Here is a 15,361-nt window from a genome sequence, read left to right on the forward strand (position 1 = left end):
AGCTGCGCAGGGGGGCCAGGAGGCTCAGAGGTGGTGCAGCTTCGCGAAGGGCGGGGTGATCCGGTAGGCCTGCGAGCCGAAGTCGACCGTCACCGCGTGGCTGTCGACCTTGACGACCTTGCCGAGGCCGTACATGTCGTGGCTGACCCGGTCGTCCACGTCGAAGACCTTGATCTCCGCCTCCGCCGCAGGCTTGAACGGACTGCTCTTCAGGTGCTTCGGCCGTGAGCCGCTCGAGGAGGTCATTTGATCCAAGTATGCACCCGTCCGGGTGATTCTGCTCCATCTCACCGCGGGCTCACCTCAGGCTCACCTCAGGCTCACCTCAGGTGGGCGCGACCACGCCCGGCCGCACGCAGGCGGCGTACACCCCCAGCACCGGCTCCCCCGCGGCGTTCGTCGGGCGCGAGCCGACCAACGCCTTCAGCAGGCGGAGGTCCTTCGCGCCGCTGTCGGGATCGTGGTCGACGACCGCGCACCGCGGCACCGGTACGCCGACCCGCAGGCGCGCGCCGCCCACCCCGACCTTGGTGCCCAGCCAGGTGTCCTCGACGTAGGGCTCGTCGGTCTCCACGACGAGCGTGGCGCGGAACCGGCCGGTCTCGACGGGGCGGCCGAGGCGCTCGGCCAGGTCCTCCAGGGTCGCGGTGCCGACGAGGGTGACCGGGTCGCCGAAGACCACCCCGCCGCGCGGCGCGGCAGCCAGGCGCACGTCCGTCCCGAGGAAGCGCGACGCCAGAGACGCGTGCGGACCCTCGGTCAGCGTGAGCCCGACCGGGCGACCCCAGTAGTCGCACGTCACCGTCTCCCCCGACGCCTCCGGCACCGCGTCGACGGACGACCCGTCGGGCAGGGTCAGCGCGAGGCTGCTGTCGTCGACGGACGCGACGACGCCCATCAGCGACGGGTGCTGGACGGTGCGCAGCACCCGCCGCGCCCCGACGTCGACGAGACACCACGCGCGGTCGCCCACCGCGCCCCGCTCGTCGAGCTCCAGCCGCGCCACCGGGCGGTGCCGCATCCCCTTGACCGGCGCGAAGCCGGCGCTGCGGACGACGAGATCGACGGGCATGCACCCATCGTCCCAGCCCGTGTCAGACGTCGGTCGCTTGCAGCAGCCCGACGACGTACGCCGCCTGCCCGAGGTGCTGCAGGCAGTCGCCCTGGATGCTGACGAGGCGCTGGCCCGCCGTGACGGGCGGGTCCCAGTCCTGGTCGACCTCGCGCTCGAGCTCCGCCTCGTCGACGGTGAGCAGGTAGCGCGCGGTCGCGAGCGTCACCTCGTGGTGGTAGTCGACGAGCAGCCGGGGGTCCTGGATGCGGATCGCGTCGACCTGCTCGCTGGTGTGGCCGAAGCCGATGTCGTCGGTGCCGTTGGGCAGGCCGAAGCGGTCCTGGAAGTCCTCCCAGACCTGCGGCTGTCCGGCGAGGTCGGCGACGTGGTCGTCCTGCACCCGCGCGAGGTGCCACAGCAGCCACCCGACCGGGTTGCCGGTGCCGCCGGGGCGCTCGTGCAACGTGCGCTCGTCCAGGCCGTCGGCCACACCGTCGTACAGCTCGGTGATGCGGCCGAAGCCCTCGGTCAGCAGTCCGCGGACGTCCACCGGATCACTCCGCCGGCGTCGCGGACCTGACCTGCGGCGCGCTCGACTGCTCGTCCTTCATGTCGTCGATCTCGGCGAGGATGCGCGTGCGCTCGTCGTCGTCCAGCGACACCCGGGCCTTGCTGAGGCCCTCGTCGAGCTGCTGCGCGATCGTGCTGTCCTCGGCGCTGTACTGGTAGGAGCTCACCTCGTCGACCACCCGCTGGGCTGCCTCGACCGCTGCCTGCTGCGCTTCGTCAGTCATGCCTCCACCGTCGACGACGGCCCCGCGCCACACAACGCCCGTCGGGGTGGGCACCTGAGGGCACACCCTCACATCGCGCGCGCCAGGCTGCGCCGCAGCGACCAGCCGCCGACGGTCGCGAGCAGGAGCGCCATCACGGCGAGCACACCGAGCTGGGGCAGGATGTCGACCAGACCGGCGCCGCGGCGCTGGATGTCGGCCAGCGCCTCGTAGGCCCACGCGTGCGGTGTGATCCGCGAGATCGCCCGCATCGTGTCGGGGAACAGCTCGAGGGGGAACATCGACCCGCCGAGCGCCGCGAGCACCAGGCCGAACCCGACGCCCGCGCCGCCCGCGGCACCCTCGTTCTCCAGCAGGGTGCCGAGGAGGATCGCCGCTCCGGCGGCGACCAGGCTGAAGAGGAGCAGCACGAGCAGCGCGAGCGGCAGGCTGCCCCAGTCGACGCCGAAGACCAGGCTGGTGGCGAGCATCAGGTAGCCGCCCTGGAAGAGCGCGATCGCCCAGCGGCCCAGGATCTGGCCGGCGACCAGCTCGCGCGCGGTCATCGGTCCCGCGAGCATCCGGGAGACGACGCCCAGCCGCCGGGCCTGGATGAGCGTCGCCGAGCCGCCCAGGCAGGCGAGGAAGGTGAAGAGCAGCAGCTGCCCCGAGGCGCCGAACTCGAACTGGCCCATGCCCTCGAACTCCTGGCTCAACCGGTCCACGCTCGTGACCTCGAGCCGTGGTGCGACGACCTGGCCCTCGGCGGCCTCGACCGCTGCGGCGGCGCGGTCGGGCGGCACACCCGCGCCCTCCAGCGCGAGGAGCCTGCCGCGGTCGGAACGGAGCGCGTCGACCGCGACCCGCACCTGCTGCTCGACGACCTGGGCGTTGCCCGACGAGCCCCGCACGACCTCGAGCGTGAGCCCCCGCCCCGCGTCGTACGCCGATGCTGCCGCGTCGTCGACTCGTACGGCGGCGTCCAGCCGACCGCGGGCCAGCAGCGCCAGCGCGTCCTCCCAGGCGGGGTCGCTGACCACGACGTCGTCACCCTCGAGGCGCTCGACCAGCCCGGACCGCAGGTCCGAGGCGGTGCCGCTGACGGCGACCCGGCCCGTGCTGGCGCCCTCGCCGAACTGCAGGCCGATCATCAGCACGAGCAGCAGCGGGAAGACGAAGACGAAGAAGAGGTTGGAGCGGTCGCGCAGGAAGAGCCGCAGCTCGGTGCCGGCGACGGTGAGCGCGTTCCTCATGACATCACCCCCCGGTCGGGGACCAGCCGCGAGACGACGAGCATCACCGCGACGAAGCCCAGCATGATCGCGACCGGCACTCCGACGTCGCCGAGACCGCCGCCTCCCGAGGTGGTGCCGAGCCCGCGCAGCAGGGCCGCGACCGGGTTGAGGTCGAGCACCCGCGACAGCGGACCCGTCGCGCTGACCGGGAAGAACGCCCCTCCCCCGATCCCGAGCACCAGCGCGACGATGGAGGTCGCGATGCCGGCCTGCTCGCTGGTGCGGGCCACCCGCACGATCAGGAACATCACCGACGTGCCGGCGGCCGCCGCGCAGAGCACGAGGGCCACGACGGCCGGGACGGAGCCGAAGTCGGCGTCGAAGAGGTAGGCGCCCACCCCCAGCAGGATCCCCGTCGAGACCACGCCGAGCAGGAAGCTCACCAGCGCCTTGGACGCGACCACGACCCAGGCGGGGATCGGCATCGACCTCAGCCGGGCCAGCGTGCCGGACTCGCGGTCGACGAGCAGGCCCGTGACGCCGAAGCTCACGGTGAACAGCAGGAACAGCCCCGCCTGTCCGGCCACGAGCGCGGCACCCGCGCCCAGCTGCTCGTCGGAGGCCTCGCCGCTCGTGAGGTCGTACGCCGGACCGCCGCCGGTGGCCTGCTCGACGAGGGCGTCGAGGTCAGCCGCCGCCACCCCCTCGGCCAGCGCGGCCTGCGCGGTCACCGCGCCGGACGCGATCTGGTCGAGCACGCCGTCGACGACGGAGAGGACGATGTCGGCCTCGATCCCGGCCTCGTCGCCGCGTACGGCCTCGACGGTCACCGGCTCGCCCGCCCGGGCCGCCTGCGCGAAGCCGTCGGGCACGAGCAGGGCGATGGCCGCGTCGCCGTCCTCGACGTGCTGCCGGGCGCCCGCCTCGTCGACCTCGGTGACGGTGACGTCGAGCCCGCCTGCGTCGTCGAGCGACCGCACGACGCCGACGAGCACCTGGGCGAGGTCGTCACCGGCCGCGACGCTGACGGCGACGGTGAGGGGCTTGATCTCGATGTCGTCGGCCTGGCCGAAGACGAGGTTGAAGACCGACATGAGCGCCAGCGGCACCACGAGGGCGAAGAGGAGGACCGACTTGTCGCGCATCCGCTGCAGCAGGTCGGACCCGGTGAGGGCGAGGAGCTGTCGCATCGTCGCGGCCTAGTCCCTCAGGCCCTTGCCGGTGAGGTGCAGGAAGACCGACTCGAGGTCGGGCCGCGAGATCTCGACGTCCGCGAGCGTCACGCCGCGCGCGGCTGCCGCGCCCACCACCTGCGCGACCAGCGACGGTGCGTCGCGAACGGTGAGGACAGCAGACCGCCGCTCGGTCTCGACCCGCTCGACCCCCGGGATCCGGCGCAGCTCGTCGGCTGCACCGGCCAGGTCCCCCGTGCCGCCGAGCCGGATCGTGTCGACGCCGCCGGTCAGGCGGATGAGCTCGTCGCGGGTGCCCTCGGCCTGGAGCCGGCCCGAGTCGATGATGCCGATGCGGTCGCAGAGCCGCTCGGCCTCCTCCATGTAGTGCGTCGTGTAGAGCACGGCCATCCCCTCGCCCGACAGCGCCTCGACGGACTCGAGGATCGCGTTGCGCGACTGCGGGTCGACGCCGACGGTCGGTTCGTCGAGGATCAGCAGGGTCGGTCGGTTGAGCAGGCCGATGCCGATGTTGAGGCGGCGCTTCATGCCGCCGCTGTACTCCTTGCTGCGGTCCTTGGCGCGGTCGACGAGACCGATCAGCGCGAGCACCTCGTCGACGCGCGCCTTCAGCTCGGCGCCCCGCAGACCGTGGAGCCTGCCGAAGAGGGCGAGGTTCTCCCGGCCGGTCAGGTCGGGATAGATCGCGAGCTCCTGCGGCACCAGGCCGAGGTGCTTCTTGGGCTCGGTGGTCCGCGTCGTCATCGCCTGTCCGGCGACCGTCACCGTGCCCGCGTGCGCCGCAATCAGGCCGGCGACCATCGAGATGGTCGTCGTCTTCCCGGCCCCGTTGGGCCCCAGCAGTCCGTACGTCTCGCCCGGCGCGATGCGGAAGGACACCTCGTCCACCGCCGTCAGGTCACCGAAGCGGCGGACCAGCGAGTCCACCACCAGCACGTCGTCGACCACGCGTCCCCCTCCCGTCGAGCCGTGCCCCCACGCTAGGGACGGCGCGCGGGACACGGGAGGGCCGAATGTCACCCATGAGGATCTTCCGCACGGGAGGCCGAACAACCCTGTCGACGGGCCGCGCGACCGCCTAGCGTCGTTGACGAGGGAGGCCACCATGGGTGAGCGCAGCGGCAGCACCGCGGGACAGGCGGGCAACGCGATCTACGGCATCGGCATGTTCGGTGCGTGGGTCTACTTCTGGATCCAGGCCGACGGCTTCTGGCAGCACGTCCTGGCGATCCTCGAGGGGATCGTCTGGCCGGCCTTCGCGGTCTACCACGGCCTCGACGCCCTGGGTGCCTGATCGTTCGTTGGCCGTCGTCGCCACGGGGGTTGCTGGAGCGCGCCCCGCATGCCCGCCAGCGACCCGGGTACCGAACGCCTTCGACACCCCGACCCGAAGGCGGTTCACCCGATGAAGGCAGTCACCTGGCAAGGCGTCCACGACATGCAGGTCACCGAGGTCCCCGACCCGCGCATCGAGGAGCCCACTGACGCGATCATCAAGATCACGTCGACCGGCCTGTGCGGCTCCGACCTCCACCTCTACGAGACGCTCGCGCCGTTCATGGAGGCGGGCGACGTCGTCGGCCACGAGCCGATGGGCATCGTCGAGGAGGCCGGCTCCGGCGTCAGCAACCTGAAGGTCGGCGACCGCGTCGTGGTCCCCTTCAACGTCTCGTGCGGCTCCTGCTTCATGTGCGACCAGCAGCTCTACAGCCAGTGCGAGACCACGCAGAACCACGAGCACGGGACCGGTGCGAGCTTCTTCGGCTACAGCAAGCTCTACGGCCAGGTGCCGGGCGGCCAGGCCGAGTACCTGCGCGTGCCCTTCGCCGACTTCCTGCCGGTCAAGGTGCCCCACGAGCACGCCGACGACCGCTTCCTGTTCCTCTCCGACGTCCTGCCCACCGCGTGGCAGGCCCTGCAGTACGCCGACGTCCCCGACGGCGGGACCCTCCTCGTCCTCGGCGCCGGTCCGATCGGTGACATGGCTGCCCGCATGGGCGTGCGCGCCGGCCACCGGGTCTTCTCCGTCGACCGCGTGCCGGAGCGGCTGGCCCGCGTCGAGGCCTTCGGCGCCGAGCCGCTCAACCTCGACGACGCCAACGAGGTCGGCAGCGTCGGCGACATCATCCGCGAGGCCACCGACGGCCGCGGACCGCACGCCGTCATCGACGCCGTCGGCATGGAGGCCCACGGCTCCGGTGGTGCGCAGGTGGTGCAGAAGATGACCGGCCTGCTGCCGGACGCCGTGGCCGAGCCGATGATGAAGAAGGCCGGCCTCGACCGGCTCGCCGCGCTGCACACCGCCATCGACGCCGTACGCCGCGGCGGCACCATCTCGATCTCGGGCGTCTACGGCGGCATGGCCGACCCGATGCCGATGATGCAGCTCTTCGACAAGCAGGTGCAGATCCGGATGGGCCAGGCCAACGTGCGTCGCTGGACCGACGAGCTGCTCGCCATGCTGGTCGAGGACGACCCGTTCGGCGTCGACGCCTTCGCCACCCACCACCTCCCGCTGAGCGAGGCACCCCGTGCCTACGAGCACTTCCAGAAGAAGGAGGAGGGCATGGTGAAGGTGGTCTTCCAGCCCTGATCCTCAGCTGCTGGCGCGTCGGGACGCCTCGCCTTCTCACGGGGCGGCGGCCGTCCAGAACGCCTCCAGCACTCCCGCCGACTCCGGTCCCCCGAGCTCGACCTGGGTGAGGAGGACGCTGACCGTGGCGTGCTGCGGGTCGACGTACGCCGCGGTGCCGGTGCCACCGACCCAGCCGTAGCGACCGACGACGTTCCACGGCTGCCGGACCGAGGTGTCCACGCCGCCGCCGAAGCCCCAGCCCTGCCCGTCGAGGAAGAAGCCGCCCATCTCGCGCTGCTGCGCGGTGGTGTGGTCGGTCATCATCCGACGCACCGACAGCGGCTGGAGCAGTCCGTCTCCCTCGGCGAGCAGCATCCGGCCGAAGGCGAGCATGTCGTCGGCGGTGGTGACGATCCCGCCCGCGCCGGAGGCGAAGGCGGGCGGCTGCGCGAAGGCACCGTCGGGTTCGTCGGTGACGACGAGCTCGCCGTCCCGGTGCCCGTACAAGGTCGTGAAGCGGTCGCGCTGCGCGGCCGGCACGTGGAAGCCGCTGTCGACCATGGCCAGCGGTCCGAGCAGCCGCTCGGCCATCAGGTCCGCGAGTTCCTGGGCGCCGGCCCTCGCGAGCAGCACGCCGAGGACGTCGTACGACGCGTTGTAGGTCCATCCCTCCCCCGGCTGGTGGATCAGCGGGATGTCGGCGAGGCGCCGCATCCACTCGTCCGGCGCCGGCACCGCGCCGACGTCCGTCGACGTCTGGCCGAGCCGCTCCACCAGCAGCGGCACCACTGGCGACTCGACGGTCGCGAACCCGTGGCCGGCGGTGGACACGAGGAGGTGGCGCGCGGTGATCGGTCGCGCGCACGCGACCGTGTCGTCGAGCGCGCTGGTCGGCGTACGCAGCACGCGCGGCTCGGCGAGCTCGGGCAGCAGCACGCCGACGGAGGCGTCGAGGTCGAGCAGCCCGTCCTCGACGAGCAGCATGGCGAGCGCGGCGGTCAGCGGCTTGGTGATCGAGGCGCCGCGGAAGATCGAGTCGCGCCGCATCGGCGCACCGTCCGAGCCCTGGCGTCCGAGGACCGCGACCTCGACGTCGTCGCCGCGTGAGACCAGCGCGACCAGGCCGGGGACCGCGCCGGAGTCGATGTACGGGCGGAGCGAGGCGGCGAGGTCGGCCATGGGTTCGACCGTAGTCCGAGGATCAGGACGGGGCGAGGACGTCGAGACCCAGCAACGTCGCCGCCTCGGCCATGCGCGCGTCGTAGGTGATGACCGCCTCGACCTCGAGCCGGATCGCGGCGGCCAGGTGGAGGGCGTCCAGCGATCGGAGGTCAGTCCCCGGAAGCAGGCCGGCCTGGGCGAAGAGGGGCGGCGGCAGGTCGTAGAGGTCCACGCCGCGCAGCAGCTGGGTGACGACCTGCTGGGACAGGGCAGGCTCGCGTGCCACGACGCGACGCAGCTCCGTCTCCAGCAGCAGGCATGCCACCAAGGTGGATTGTTCGCTACGGAGCTCGACCACCAGCGCGTCCGACTCTGCTTCGGCCACCAGCAGCTTCACTGCAGCCGACGTGTCGAGGTAGCACCGTCTCAACGGTCTCCCCGGAGGTCGTCGAGGTGGTCGGCTATCGGCCGCAGGGCCGCCACGCGCGGCAGCGCGGTGACGTCGTTCTCGGGAGCGGCAGCTCGGACCCGCCGGAGGTCCGATTCCGGGACGGGCGTCAGTCGCGCGATGGGAACCCCGCGTCTGGTCACCGTGAAGGACTCCCCCTCCTCGACGGCGCGGATGATCGCCGCGTTGTCGTTGCGGAGCTCGCGCTGGCTGATCGTCCTCACGGGCCCAACGTAGCACTTCGTAGCACCTAGAGGGATGAGCTCATCCGGCTGCCCGGCTCGCGTGCGCGAGGTCGAGGAGCAGTCCGCGCGCCGGCTCGTGCACCAGCGCGGCCCATCCCGCCCACACGTCGTACTGGCCCTCCCGGACGAGCATCCGTCGGGCGTCCGCCAGGGCGGCGGGCTGGAGGACCGCCGCCGCGATGCGAGGGGCCTCGGTCCGATCCGCGACTCCGTCGGCTGCTCGTCGCAGGATGCGGAAGGCCGCGCGCGGGATCTCGTCCCGCCCTGCGCGCAGCTGCGCGGTGACTCGGTCGAGGTCGGCGGGCGGGGTGCCGATCCTGAGCAGCTCGATGCTGGGCACGTCGGTCACCAGCTCGTAGTCGGTGCGCATGAAGGCACGCTCGACCAGCCTGCCCTCGTCGAGAGCCTCCTTCACCCGTAGCCACGGTTTCGGCGCAGCCGCGACGGCACGAGCCACCCGCTCCGGGACGGCGATCGGTGCGGTGTCGAACATGAGGAGGTCGCCGATGCCGCTGGGCACCAGCCGCCCGAGGACCCACCCGGCGCTTGCGCTGTCACGGGCGCCGAGGTCGAGCACCTCCGTCCACGAGCCGCCGGTCAGGTCCTCGATCCTGAGCCGCCCGCCGGGCAGGCTCGGTCCGATCAGGTAACCGCCCAGCGGGGCTCCGACCCAGGAGCGTGCCAGGGCGGCGTGCTCGGCCAGCCGCCCCGTCACCTGCTCGTCGACGAATCGCTCGAGCCCGCCCATCTCGTGGAGGAGCACCTGGTGGAACAGCCATGACTCGGCACCCACCCACGAGACCACCTTGACCGGGTCGCCACCGTTGGCGTGGCAGTCGGCGAGCTGGTCCTCGTGGAAGGTCTCGATGGCGTACTTCAGCGCAACCCGCTGCATCTTCCCCGTCTCCGAGTCCGGGTCCTCGCACCGGACGGCCTGGTAGGCGATCCACCGCGCCCACACCCAGTCGGGGAGCTCGGTGCCGAGTGCGGCGATTTGTGCCAGCAGGATGTTGTGCCGGCTCCTCAGGTTGAGCGCCGGGACCGAGGCGTGCAGCTCCAGCGCGCGGGCGGCGTCGCCGGCCCGTTCAGCAGCGAGGGACTGCGTGACGAGGTCGTGGTCGGCCGCTGACATCCGGTCCGCGACGCGCGGGTGCCGGCGAAAGCCGGGAGTGGGATTCCGAGACATGCCTCCAGCCAAAGCCCGGGCAGTCCCACGCCACAAGCAGCTCGTGCGGATCTGTGGACAGCCGTCGCGCCTGTGGAGACCCGTTCGCCAACCGCCCTCTCCGCAGGCAGGCTCGGCGCCATGTTCGAACCAGTCCTCACCACCCAGACCCAGATGGAAGATGCGTGGCGCGAGCTGATGGGGCCGTGGAGCTTCAGCGGCCACAGCGTCTGGATGATGCTCGTCGTCGACGACCGACCACTGCCGCACCTCACCGAGATCGCAGAGGCCGAGGATCCGCCCGACACGTCCGAGGCGGACGGCCTCGCGGACCTCCTGCTGATGCTCGACAACGAGGTGGCGCCGGGAGCCCGCGTCGCCTTCCTGCGGTCCCGCCCCGGCAAGGACGTCGTCACCGACAGCGACCGCGCCTGGGCGCGGAGCCTGTACGCGTCCGCGCGACGCGCCGGCGTGCCCTGCGAGGTGGTGCACCTCGCCACCCGCGGGGCGATCCGCCCGATCCCCGCGGACGTCATCGGCATCCGCTAGACCATGGGCGGCGTGCGGAAGGATGGATCCATGCCGCTCTCCTTGGACGAGGTCCACGACTTGATCGACTCGTGGGAGTTCAACCCTCGCGTCGACACGCTAGGACCGGCGACCGAGCTGTTGACGACGATGGCCCCCGAGGATCCCGGGCGTCTCGACGTGTTGCAGGTGATCGCAGACCACCAGGCGATGCGCGGAGATGTCGAAGCGGCGCTCGCGACCCTCGATCAAGCCGGCCCCACCTCTGCCGAGGATGCCGACGTCATTCGCGCCATGCGCGTCTCGTTCCTCGTCGAGGCAGGCCGCGGCCAGGAAGCCGAACCGTTGCTCCTCGACCTCCGGCAGCGTGGCCCCAGCCTGCCTTCCGAGGCGCTCGAGCGAGTCGCCGACACCCTCGAGGGAGCTGGACGCCTGCGCGAGGCGATGCGCTGGTTCACCATCGGGCTCCGGGACCTCGACCCGCAGAACGACCTACCCACGGCCGAGGAGGAGTACGCCCTCATCGGCCGGTGGCGGGTGCGGCAGGCGCTCGACCTTCCCCCGGACCACTACGACGAGCTCGCACGCATCACGCTGGACCTGCGGCGAGCGACATGACCCCGTTCCCGCTCGCGCTGGTCGACCGCGCCGGGTCCCTCCTCGACCGGTCGACTCGTGCAGTGCTCGGGATCACCGGCCCGCCCGGGTCGGGGAAGTCCACGCTCACCTCGGCGCTGCTGTCTGCCCTGGGCTTGCGGCTCGGCGCCGATGCCGTCGCGCACCTGCCGATGGACGGCTTCCACCTCGCCGACGTCCAGCTCGACCGACTCGGGCTGCGTGACCGCAAGGGCGCGCCGGAGACCTTCGACGTCGACGGCTACGTCGCGACGCTGGCCCGCCTGCACGCCGCTCCGGACTCCGTCCTCTACGTCCCCGGCTTCGAGCGCGACCTCGAGCAGCCGATCGCCGCTGCCGTTGCGATCCCGCCGGCGGCGCGGCTGGTGGTCACCGAGGGCAACTACCTCCTGCTGCCCGACGGCGGGTGGGAGCACGTACGCCCCCTGCTGGCCGAGGTGTGGTTCGCCGGGGTCGACGACGGCGTACGCCGTGAGCGGCTGGTCCGGCGGCACGAGGAGTTCGGGAAGTCGCCCGACGCCGCACGGGCCTGGGTGGACCGGGTCGACGAGCCCAACGCCCGCCTCGTCTCGTCGACGCGCGGTGCGGCCGACGTCGTCGTGGAAGCCACTTCCTTCGCCGGTTGAGGTGCGAGCGCAGCGAGCCTCGAAACCATCCTCTCCTCTCTCGGTGGTCGAGTAGCTGCGAGGAACGAGCGGCGTATCGAGACCCCACTCCTTGTCCACAGATCCGTCCCGAGGGGTGCCGCCACCCGGGCCGACTCCACAAGGGTGGAGTGGTGCGGATCAGCGTCGAGTGCGGGGGCTACGCCGAGGCGGCTGGCGTGTGCCGGACCGCCAACCACGTCGCCGCGCTCCTCACCGAGTCGCTGGCCGGCAAGCTGGGCGGGTACGCCGCCATGGCGGGCGACGACGCCACCAGCAGCGACTTCGCCGCCGCCTACGACCCAGCCGCGCGCGAGGCCGTGGGCGCCCTCGCCGACCTCACCCATGCCCTGATCGGGCTCGGGCGGCTCGTCGACCTCAGTGGTCAGGCCCACGCGCGCGCCGAGGCCGCCGCTGCCGGGACAAGGACGAACGCCTACACCGGCAGCGGCCTCGACGCGGACGCGTTCCTCCGTGTCTCACCCGACCTTCCGCCCTCCAGCCTGGGCGGCTCGGTCGCCACGGGACTCGGCGACGTCCACGCATGGATCCTCGACCAGGTCGAGGGATTCGTCTGGCCGGGCGCCGATGTCGACAGACTCCGCGACGCGGCCGGCTGCTGGCGGCGTACGGGTGCGTCGGTCGCCGACCTCACCGGCCATCTCGATGCCGTCACCCGCCTGCTGGACCGCCAGCTGTCCCCGGAGATCCCACTCGCCCTGTCGGCGATCTCCGAGCTGCGATCGCTCGTGGAGGACACCGCGGACCAGCTCCTCGCGCTCGCCGACGCGTGCGACGACTACGCCGCGGCGGTGGAGGACACGCGTACCCGTACCCGTTCCCTCCTCGCCGAGATCGGCCAGATGATCGTCGAGGAGGTCGCCCTCACCGCGATCGTCGCCGGCATCACCGGTGGTCTCGGCGGAGGCGTCAAGGCAGGTGCCGCCCTCGCCCGCATCCGCGCCCAGGCGCCACGCTTCCACGCACTCCTGACCGCCCTGCGCGCGGTCGTCGCGTCTGCCGCGTCGCGGCTGCGGACCGCCGAGGACCAGCTGGTGCGTTCGCGCGAGGGCTTCAGTCGGTTCGCCCGTGCGTCGGTCCGGGACGAGCGAGGGGAGATGCTGAACCCGTTGGGATGGCGCGGGGCGCGTGAAGCACGGCTGGCAAGGATCGCTGCGACGATCACGGACCCGAAGCTCTTCGACCCGCAAGACCTGCACGGGATGCCAGCCGAAGAGGTGCGCCGACTCCTGCGCGACTGGCCGTCCTCGAGCAGCGCACGCGGCGATGGCGTCCGATTCAAGGATCCCGACCACTACGATCGCCAGATCCGCATCATGGAGGGCTACGGCGACAGTCGACCCGATGCGCTGACCAGTGGCCCCTATGTCGTTGTCTCGCAGAACGGCACCAAGGTGAAGATCCCGCTCGAAGGGAACCCGAACGCATGACCGACCTGTCGCTCGTGGACCGTCTCCTCGGCGAGGTGCAAGAGGAGTACGACTTCGACCACGTGCTCCCCCTCTACATGTTCGCCTGGTCGCTTGCCGGCTTGGGCGTTGATCGGTCGGACCCTGCCTTCACGAAGATCTGCCGGAGCGCGTACACCACCTTCGTAGAGCGGCATCCCGAGCTTGTGCTCGTATGGGTCAAGTGGCCCATCGACACGGGAACGGCGCGGGTTGCTGAGGCCGGGACCTCGATCGAGCTTGACGCTGATCCCGAAGCCCCCACCGACACACCACTCCTGGCATTGGTGGCACCAGACCTCCTCACCACCTGAAGCCGCCGTCGTGTCCGGCAGGATGCGTCCGTGCGCATCGGGACCTGGAACCTCGCCGGCCGCTGGTCGGACGCCCACCTCGCCCTCCTGCTCGAAGCCGACTGCGACGTCTGGCTGCTGACCGAGGTCAACGAGCGGTCGAGCCTGCCCGGGTACGCGCTGCACCTCACGCAGTCACGGATGGCAGCGCGTCGGCGATGGGCCGGGATCGCCAGCCGCCTGCCGATGGCTTCACTCCCCGACCCACACCCGGCGAGCGCGGCCGCCCAGGTCGGCGCGACGACGTACGTCAGCTCGATCCTTCCGTGGAAGGGCTGCCAGTCCCGCGCGCCGTGGACCGGCACCAAGCACGCCGACAAGACCGCCCACGCGGTCGACGACCTGCTGCTCCACCTCCGCGCGGCGGACGTACTCGTCTGGGGCGGCGACTGGAACCACGCGATCAGCGGCAAGGAGTACGCCGGATCGCTGGGCGGCAGGACGGTCGTCCTCGACGCTGTCGACCAGCTCGGTCTCGCCGTTCCCACCGCCGACCTGCCCCACCCGATAGAAGACTTGCTCAGCATCGACCACGTCGCCGTCCCGCGCGGCACCGCGACCACGGCATCGCGGATCCTGGCCGAACACGACGGCAAGCGACTCTCCGACCACGACGCCTACGTGGTCGAGGTCTTCACCACCTCGGTGGTCGAGTAGCGACGAGCACTCCCGTCGGCCTACGTCCGTCTGGTGAAGGTGACGGAGTTGTCGGCGTGGACGGTCACCGCGTAGCGGGAGTCGTGGGCCAGGCGGTGGTGTCGTGGGCACAGGAGCCGGCCGTTGGCGAGATCGGTGAGTCCGCCCCTGGACCAGGGGTCGTCGTGGTGGGCGTGGCAACCCGACGCCGAGGTCTCGCATCCGCGAGCGGTGCAGCCGCCGTCGCGCAAGCCGAGCGCGATGCGTTGTGCCTTGGTGAACAGTCGCGCCGCACGCCCCATGTCCAGCGGCACCGACGTCGAGCCCAGCACGACCGGGATGATCCCGGCCTCGCACGCCAGCCGCCGCGCCTGGCCCGCGGACATCCGCGAGCCATCATCGAGCAGCGCGGTCGCGTGATCGGCGAGCAGCTGCTCGATCGTCATGGTCACCACCACCGTGGCGTTCACCCCCGCGGTCTGCGGCGTCGCGTCGACCGGATAGCGCTCGACGTACTCGACCAACGCCTCCCCGAGGCGGCGGCGCAGCGGCTTCCACTCGCCTGTCTCGTCGCGGAGCTCGTCCTCGGTGTGGCGGGCCGGGTTCGCCAGCGCCAGCAGGTGCCGCTTCAACATCGCACCCACATGAGACGGCACCACGAACCGGCCGTGACAGCGCCCTTCCCCGTCATCGACCAGACTGAGCTCCACACCGGCGGTGGCGCGGTCCTCCTCAGCCCGCAGCACCGCCTCCTCGTGCGACTCGCCCACCTCGGGCGCGACCACGTCGAGGATCCGCTTGCCGATCTGCTTCAGCTCGCGGGCGTCGTGCTGGGCGGCCAGATCGAGAAGCACCGTCTCCGCCCTCTCGCGCGTCTCGCGCTCGACCCGCCCCGGGAGCGCGTCGACCGCCTCCACGACCACCCGCGCCTGCTCGGCACGCAGCCCGCCACCCGACAGCGCAGCCCCCACAGCGGGGTGCTGCTCGCACCCCCGCCCCAGAGCCAGGACCCGTCGGGCCTCCGCCCGGGTCATGCGGGTCTGCACTGCCAGCCACGCCGCGGCATCACGCAACCCGTGCGCCTCGGCCACGTCATCGGAGGCGGCGAGGAGCCGCGCCGTCACGGCATCGAGCTGGGATCGGACCTCGGTCAGCGCCACCAACGCTGCCTGCTTGTCCGCAGTCGTCATGAACGCCGGCTCGACCGACGAGACGTCCTTCAACACGGCACGGAGGTCGGCCCCAC

At 71.8% G+C, this 15,361-nt stretch carries 20 protein-coding genes; 8 read left to right on the forward strand and 12 right to left on the reverse strand.

Going from position 1 to position 15,361, the window contains the following annotated elements; all coding sequences use genetic code 11:
- Nucleotides 1–24: 24 nt before the first annotated feature.
- The 7 genes from CFI00_RS19740 to CFI00_RS19770 form a co-directional block, all read right to left on the reverse strand.
- The gene (locus CFI00_RS19740; protein ID WP_207082675.1) at nucleotides 25–246 is read right to left on the reverse strand and encodes a hypothetical protein; all 222 of its coding nucleotides are present in this window, start codon (nucleotides 244–246) and stop codon (nucleotides 25–27) included.
- A gap of 79 nt (nucleotides 247–325) precedes the next feature.
- Entirely contained in the window at nucleotides 326–1,072 is a 747-nt protein-coding gene (locus tag CFI00_RS19745) for an MOSC N-terminal beta barrel domain-containing protein (protein ID WP_207082676.1), read from the reverse strand.
- Between the two features lie 22 nt (nucleotides 1,073–1,094).
- Nucleotides 1,095–1,604 (reverse strand): DinB family protein, encoded by a 510-nt coding sequence (locus CFI00_RS19750; RefSeq protein ID WP_207082677.1) that lies wholly within the window; start codon nucleotides 1,602–1,604, stop codon nucleotides 1,095–1,097.
- A 4-nt stretch (nucleotides 1,605–1,608) separates the two neighbouring features.
- Nucleotides 1,609–1,848: a hypothetical protein gene (locus CFI00_RS19755; protein ID WP_207082678.1), complete on the reverse strand. Its 240-nt coding sequence runs from the start codon at nucleotides 1,846–1,848 to the stop codon at nucleotides 1,609–1,611.
- 68 nt (nucleotides 1,849–1,916) lie between these two features.
- Entirely contained in the window at nucleotides 1,917–3,080 is a 1,164-nt protein-coding gene (locus CFI00_RS19760; protein ID WP_207082679.1) for an ABC transporter permease, read from the reverse strand.
- A complete protein-coding gene (locus tag CFI00_RS19765; RefSeq protein ID WP_207082680.1) occupies nucleotides 3,077–4,252 on the reverse strand; it encodes an ABC transporter permease in 1,176 nt (391 codons plus the stop codon). Before CFI00_RS19765 ends, CFI00_RS19760 begins: the two co-directional genes overlap by 4 nt.
- A gap of 9 nt (nucleotides 4,253–4,261) precedes the next feature.
- On the reverse strand, nucleotides 4,262–5,203 hold the full coding sequence (locus tag CFI00_RS19770; RefSeq protein WP_207082681.1) for an ABC transporter ATP-binding protein: 942 nt from the start codon (nucleotides 5,201–5,203) through the stop codon (nucleotides 4,262–4,264).
- Nucleotides 5,204–5,360: 157 nt separating this feature from the next.
- On the opposite strand from CFI00_RS19770, the gene CFI00_RS19775 reads away from it, so the two are divergent.
- Both CFI00_RS19775 and CFI00_RS19780 read left to right on the forward strand, forming a co-directional pair.
- A complete protein-coding gene (locus CFI00_RS19775; protein ID WP_207082682.1) occupies nucleotides 5,361–5,549 on the forward strand; it encodes a hypothetical protein in 189 nt (62 codons plus the stop codon).
- Between the two features lie 111 nt (nucleotides 5,550–5,660).
- Nucleotides 5,661–6,848, forward strand: a complete 1,188-nt coding sequence (locus tag CFI00_RS19780; protein ID WP_207082683.1) for a zinc-dependent alcohol dehydrogenase — start codon at nucleotides 5,661–5,663, stop codon at nucleotides 6,846–6,848.
- A gap of 36 nt (nucleotides 6,849–6,884) precedes the next feature.
- On the opposite strand, the gene CFI00_RS19785 is transcribed toward CFI00_RS19780, so the two are convergent.
- Genes CFI00_RS19785 through CFI00_RS19800 form a run of 4 tightly spaced genes read right to left on the reverse strand, consistent with a single transcriptional unit; the run spans nucleotide 6,885 to nucleotide 9,870 of the window.
- Nucleotides 6,885–8,009, reverse strand: a complete 1,125-nt coding sequence (locus tag CFI00_RS19785) for a serine hydrolase domain-containing protein (RefSeq protein WP_207082684.1) — start codon at nucleotides 8,007–8,009, stop codon at nucleotides 6,885–6,887.
- 22 nt (nucleotides 8,010–8,031) lie between these two features.
- On the reverse strand, nucleotides 8,032–8,421 hold the full coding sequence (locus CFI00_RS19790) for a type II toxin-antitoxin system VapC family toxin (protein WP_277988322.1): 390 nt from the start codon (nucleotides 8,419–8,421) through the stop codon (nucleotides 8,032–8,034).
- A complete protein-coding gene (locus CFI00_RS19795; RefSeq protein WP_207082686.1) occupies nucleotides 8,418–8,663 on the reverse strand; it encodes a type II toxin-antitoxin system prevent-host-death family antitoxin in 246 nt (81 codons plus the stop codon). Before CFI00_RS19795 ends, CFI00_RS19790 begins: the two co-directional genes overlap by 4 nt.
- 40 nt (nucleotides 8,664–8,703) lie before the next feature.
- Nucleotides 8,704–9,870 carry a hypothetical protein gene (locus CFI00_RS19800; RefSeq protein ID WP_207082687.1) on the reverse strand — a complete coding sequence of 389 codons (1,167 nt, stop codon included), beginning with the start codon at nucleotides 9,868–9,870 and terminating at the stop codon, nucleotides 8,704–8,706.
- A gap of 120 nt (nucleotides 9,871–9,990) precedes the next feature.
- Here CFI00_RS19800 and CFI00_RS19805 point away from each other — a divergent pair, with 120 nt between their 5' ends.
- From CFI00_RS19805 to CFI00_RS19830, 6 genes are all read left to right on the forward strand, one after another.
- Nucleotides 9,991–10,398 carry a hypothetical protein gene (locus tag CFI00_RS19805; protein ID WP_207082688.1) on the forward strand — a complete coding sequence of 136 codons (408 nt, stop codon included), beginning with the start codon at nucleotides 9,991–9,993 and terminating at the stop codon, nucleotides 10,396–10,398.
- A gap of 30 nt (nucleotides 10,399–10,428) precedes the next feature.
- Complete coding sequence (locus tag CFI00_RS19810; RefSeq protein WP_207082689.1) at nucleotides 10,429–10,995, forward strand: hypothetical protein; 567 nt, start codon at nucleotides 10,429–10,431, stop codon at nucleotides 10,993–10,995.
- The gene (locus CFI00_RS19815) at nucleotides 10,992–11,639 is read left to right on the forward strand and encodes a nucleoside/nucleotide kinase family protein (RefSeq protein WP_207082690.1); all 648 of its coding nucleotides are present in this window, start codon (nucleotides 10,992–10,994) and stop codon (nucleotides 11,637–11,639) included. Before CFI00_RS19810 ends, CFI00_RS19815 begins: the two co-directional genes overlap by 4 nt.
- 152 nt (nucleotides 11,640–11,791) lie before the next feature.
- Nucleotides 11,792–13,108, forward strand: a complete 1,317-nt coding sequence (locus CFI00_RS19820) for a hypothetical protein (RefSeq protein WP_207082691.1) — start codon at nucleotides 11,792–11,794, stop codon at nucleotides 13,106–13,108.
- Nucleotides 13,105–13,440, forward strand: coding sequence for a hypothetical protein (locus tag CFI00_RS19825; RefSeq protein ID WP_207082692.1), 336 nt, complete (start codon nucleotides 13,105–13,107; stop codon nucleotides 13,438–13,440). The genes CFI00_RS19820 and CFI00_RS19825 overlap by 4 nt, the downstream gene beginning before the upstream one ends.
- A 30-nt stretch (nucleotides 13,441–13,470) precedes the next feature.
- On the forward strand, nucleotides 13,471–14,136 hold the full coding sequence (locus CFI00_RS19830) for an endonuclease/exonuclease/phosphatase family protein (RefSeq protein WP_207082693.1): 666 nt from the start codon (nucleotides 13,471–13,473) through the stop codon (nucleotides 14,134–14,136).
- Nucleotides 14,137–14,156: 20 nt separating this feature from the next.
- On the opposite strand, the gene CFI00_RS19835 is transcribed toward CFI00_RS19830, so the two are convergent.
- Nucleotides 14,157–15,305, reverse strand: a complete 1,149-nt coding sequence (locus CFI00_RS19835) for an HNH endonuclease signature motif containing protein (protein WP_207082694.1) — start codon at nucleotides 15,303–15,305, stop codon at nucleotides 14,157–14,159.
- Nucleotides 15,306–15,361: the final 56 nt, after the last annotated feature.

This window comes from Nocardioides sp. S5, assembly GCF_017310035.1.
In the GTDB taxonomy this organism is placed as follows: domain Bacteria; phylum Actinomycetota; class Actinomycetes; order Propionibacteriales; family Nocardioidaceae; genus Nocardioides.

What these genes read in the sequence shown, in the direction of transcription:
- CFI00_RS19760 (WP_207082679.1), bottom strand. Translation starts at nt 3,080, where the DNA reads ATGAGGAACGCGCTCACCGTCGCCGGCACCGAGCTGCGGCTCTTCCTG.
- CFI00_RS19825 (WP_207082692.1), top strand. Translation starts at nt 13,105, where the DNA reads ATGACCGACCTGTCGCTCGTGGACCGTCTCCTCGGCGAGGTGCAAGAG.
- CFI00_RS19745 (WP_207082676.1), bottom strand. Translation starts at nt 1,072, where the DNA reads ATGCCCGTCGATCTCGTCGTCCGCAGCGCCGGCTTCGCGCCGGTCAAG.
- CFI00_RS19785 (WP_207082684.1), bottom strand. Translation starts at nt 8,009, where the DNA reads ATGGCCGACCTCGCCGCCTCGCTCCGCCCGTACATCGACTCCGGCGCG.
- CFI00_RS19775 (WP_207082682.1), top strand. Translation starts at nt 5,361, where the DNA reads ATGGGTGAGCGCAGCGGCAGCACCGCGGGACAGGCGGGCAACGCGATC.
- CFI00_RS19800 (WP_207082687.1), bottom strand. Translation starts at nt 9,870, where the DNA reads ATGTCTCGGAATCCCACTCCCGGCTTTCGCCGGCACCCGCGCGTCGCG.
- CFI00_RS19815 (WP_207082690.1), top strand. Translation starts at nt 10,992, where the DNA reads ATGACCCCGTTCCCGCTCGCGCTGGTCGACCGCGCCGGGTCCCTCCTC.
- CFI00_RS19805 (WP_207082688.1), top strand. Translation starts at nt 9,991, where the DNA reads ATGTTCGAACCAGTCCTCACCACCCAGACCCAGATGGAAGATGCGTGG.
- CFI00_RS19740 (WP_207082675.1), bottom strand. Translation starts at nt 246, where the DNA reads ATGACCTCCTCGAGCGGCTCACGGCCGAAGCACCTGAAGAGCAGTCCG.
- CFI00_RS19835 (WP_207082694.1), bottom strand. Translation starts at nt 15,305, where the DNA reads ATGACGACTGCGGACAAGCAGGCAGCGTTGGTGGCGCTGACCGAGGTC.
- CFI00_RS19810 (WP_207082689.1), top strand. Translation starts at nt 10,429, where the DNA reads ATGCCGCTCTCCTTGGACGAGGTCCACGACTTGATCGACTCGTGGGAG.
- CFI00_RS19780 (WP_207082683.1), top strand. Translation starts at nt 5,661, where the DNA reads ATGAAGGCAGTCACCTGGCAAGGCGTCCACGACATGCAGGTCACCGAG.
- CFI00_RS19765 (WP_207082680.1), bottom strand. Translation starts at nt 4,252, where the DNA reads ATGCGACAGCTCCTCGCCCTCACCGGGTCCGACCTGCTGCAGCGGATG.
- CFI00_RS19755 (WP_207082678.1), bottom strand. Translation starts at nt 1,848, where the DNA reads ATGACTGACGAAGCGCAGCAGGCAGCGGTCGAGGCAGCCCAGCGGGTG.